Source organism: Hydrogenophaga bisanensis (assembly GCF_042665135.1).
Classification (GTDB): Bacteria; Pseudomonadota; Gammaproteobacteria; order Burkholderiales; family Burkholderiaceae_C; genus Hydrogenophaga; species Hydrogenophaga bisanensis.
Genome location: NZ_JBHTBX010000002.1, coordinates 135,317 through 139,012, shown reverse-complemented (window position 1 = coordinate 139,012; position 3,696 = coordinate 135,317). Strand labels below are relative to the sequence as shown.

Below are 3,696 nucleotides of genomic sequence, written 5' to 3'. Positions count from 1 at the left end.
GTGGCCGTGCTGGAGCCTGTCGTGCAGGAGCCTGTGATTCAAGAACCTCTCACGACCGAGCTTCCCGCGCTGGACAATGCCTCCACGGATGTGTCGGTCACCGCTGACGACGTCGAGTCCGGCACACCTGAAGAGTCCGGCGAAGGCGCCGAAGCGGCGGTCGCCGAGGCCGATTCATCGGCAGACCAAGCCAATTCGACGGAAGGAAGCGCCCTGTTCATATTGACCGGGAACGACAGTGGTCCGACCGCTGGAAGCGCGCTGGAGCAGGGTCTCTCAGCCGCGCAACAAACCCTCCAGTCATGGGCTGCCTCGACCAGCGCCGCCTCTGATGTGACGAGTCTGTTCGCCCCGAAGGACAGCAGCACCGGCAGCGCAGAGAGCCGAACCTTGCAGGCGCTCCAGGACATTGGCACCGGCGAAGCGGCTGTCGCGGTTGAACTGCGCGACCACGAGAACCTGCTGGGCGCCCTGGGTGCCTTTGCCGCATCTGGTCCAGCGGGCACGGCAATCATTTTCCTGAATCGCGACTGGGTGCAAAGCCATGGCGTTTCCAGCGAGGCAATCCAAACAGTGCTGTTAGAAGAATACGGCCACTACCTGGACAACGTGCTGAACGAAGGCCAGGACACCGCCGGCGACGAGGGGGAAGCCTTTGCTGCAAAGTTGCTCAATCGTGATCTAACCAGTACGAAGCTTGAACAAATAGCCAATGAGCAAGATCAGACCCACATTCTGATTGACGGAATGTTGGTCAATGTTGAAAAATCCCAGATTACGTTCTCTGCGGTTTATCAAGGCACACCATCATCACTGAGTGAAGAGGCACAGTCGCTGCAAAACATCCAGCTGCTGGTGGGCTCTAATTTCACATTCACATCCTCCAACCCATCGGACACCTACTTTTCGGGCAACAACGTCACTGGCACGATTTCGTACAACGACGGCAACGGTCAACAGACCCTCTACGGCGTGGCCAGCCGGCTGTTCAAGACTGGAAACACGGTCGATGGCATTTACTTTTACGCACCCGGTACGGATGGCGCCATCGGGACAGGCGACACAGGTGAGGCCGCCTACCTGATGATGATCAATCCGGTCTTCACGACCGGCGCCACCTACGGCACCAGCAGTGACCCGGTGGACACCGCCCTGAACAATCTGCTGGTGGCTTACCAGGCTCCGACGGCGTACGAGGACAGCAGCACATCACCGGGCGCCCAACCGGCCATCGAACAGGGCGTGACCACCGCCGGCCAGAACGCCACCGGCAATGTACTCACCAACGACACCGGCAGTGCAGCACGGACCGTCACCGGCGCTGGCACCAGTTCCGCCGGTACGCCCGTTACCGCCGGAACCACCGGTGCCGACCTCGCCGGCGGCACCGAGATAACCGGTGTCTACGGAAAGCTCTACATCGCTGCCGACGGCACCTACCGGTATGAGGTGGACAACGGCGACCCCGCCGTTGATGCACTGCTGGATGTCAACAGCACCCTGACCGAGCGCTTCACCTACGAAATCACCGACGCAGGGCTCAATACCGACACTGCCACGCTGACCGTCACCATCCAGGGTGCCAACGATGCACCAGTGGCAACGAACGACTTCAACTCCGCAAAGGAATCGCTGCGCACCGATGCGACTGCCTATGACAGCACAGATCCGCTGGGCACTCGCGCCACTGGCAACGTACTAAGCAACGACAGCGACGTGGACAGCACGTCGTACGGTGAAACAGAGGGCGTGCTCGGCTTCTTCGGCGAGGGTGACTATGTGTCCTACACCCCCGGTGCGGCCATCACCTCCATGACCTTTGCCGCCTCCCAGAACCTCTCCAGTGTGGCTGGCGGCGAGTATGTCTACCTGAAGATCGGCACAACGTACTACCTGCTCAAGGAGGGAACGACCGCCATTTCGGTTGATACCAACACCACGAATGCGGACGGCACTTACAACATCGCTTTGACAGGTGACAGCGACAACTACACGGTATCTGACGGCTCTCAGGTCGCATTCTGGCAACAGTCCGGAACACCTGACGACTCATTTACGTCGATCGGCGGCAAAAAGCTGGCGACAGTGAGCACGTCGACTAGCCTGACCACGTCGGACGTCACCATCAACAACTTAACCGGAACACCAGCCGTCGGCATGAGCCTCACCGGAACGAACATCCCGGAAGGCGCCACCATCACGGCGGTCAACGACAACCTGGATGGCAGCTACACGCTGACGGTGGATGTGCAGATTACCACGGCACCCAGCGGACTGATCGAGTTCTCGGGCGCAGCGGGCTCGCTGATCACCGGCCAGTACGGCACGTTACAACTCGACGCTGACGGCGGCTACATCTACACCCCCTTCGCCAACAACGCGTCGCTGGCCGCTGGTCAGGTAGAAAACGACATATTCGAATACACCATGGTGGACAGCGACGGCGCCACCAGCGTCGCCACGCTCACCATTGCGGTCACCGGTTCGGCGGCCACCGACCCCAACGCACGCGACGACACCAACCTCAGCGGCGCCATCGAAGCCGGTGGAGCTGCCAATACGGGGGGCGCTACCGCCAGCGGCAGCGTGCTGACCAACGACACCACCCCCAGCGGCACTAACGCGGTGGTCGGTGGTCGCGCAGCAGCCGGAACCACCGAACAGGTCATTGCCAGCGCGAGCTACGAGGACATCGAAGGCGCGCACGGCACGCTGCGACTCTATGCTAACGGCAACTATGTCTACACGGTGCGAGACACCGATGCCAACGTCCAGGCGCTGAACGCGGGCGACACGCTGGACGACGTGTTCAGTTACCGGATCCGCAACACAGCTGGTGGCGAAGATGTGGCCACACTGACCATCACCGTCAACGGCGCCAACGACCACCCTCTGGCCAACGAGGACACCTTGGGCGCCACTGAAGACACGCCCGTCACGTTCTCTGCCTCGGATTTGCTGAGCAACGACACGGATGTGGACAGCACCGGTCTGACTATCCAGAGCGTCACCAGCGGTACCGGTGGCACCGTGGTACTCAACGGCGATGGCACGGTAACGTTTACACCTACCGCCAATTTCACCGGCACAGCTACCTTCAGCTACGTCATGAACGACGGGACTAGTCCTACTTCCGGTACATCGACCGCCAACGTCACGATCAACGTGGCGGCGGTCAACGACGCACCACTGGCGAAAGACAACCATTACGGCACGCTCAAGAACACGGAGCTGAGCGGCGTCAACGTCCTGACGGACAACGACGCCACACACGGACTAGACAGCGACCCCGAAGACAACACCCTGTCGATTTCCAAGGTCAATGGCCAGCTGTTCACGGCAAATAGCACCCACGGCACCTACACCGCCGCGCTGGGCTGGATGGAAGTTGCCCTCAACCATGGCACGCTGTACATCCAGGCAGATGGCAACACGGTCTACCAGCCCGCCAACGACGTCATCGCGGGCGACAATTTCAGTTACGTGGCCACCGACGGGCAGGACGAGTCGGCGGCGGCGCTGGTCACCTTCACCGTTACCGACCCGAGCAACACGCCCGCCGTTATCAGCGGCGATGCTGTCGGCGCCGTCACAGAAGACCTCAACGTCAGCGCCGGCAACCTCACCGACACCGGCTCGCTGTCCGTGACCGACCCCGACGCGGGCGAGGCCAGCTTCCTCACCGGCGCCGCCGAC

The 3,696-nt window shown here is 61.3% G+C and carries 1 protein-coding gene; it reads left to right on the top strand.

Going from position 1 to position 3,696, the window contains the following annotated elements:
* On the top strand, positions 1–3,696 hold a 3,696-nt coding region (locus tag ACFQNJ_RS03290; protein ID WP_382253809.1), incomplete at both ends, for a tandem-95 repeat protein.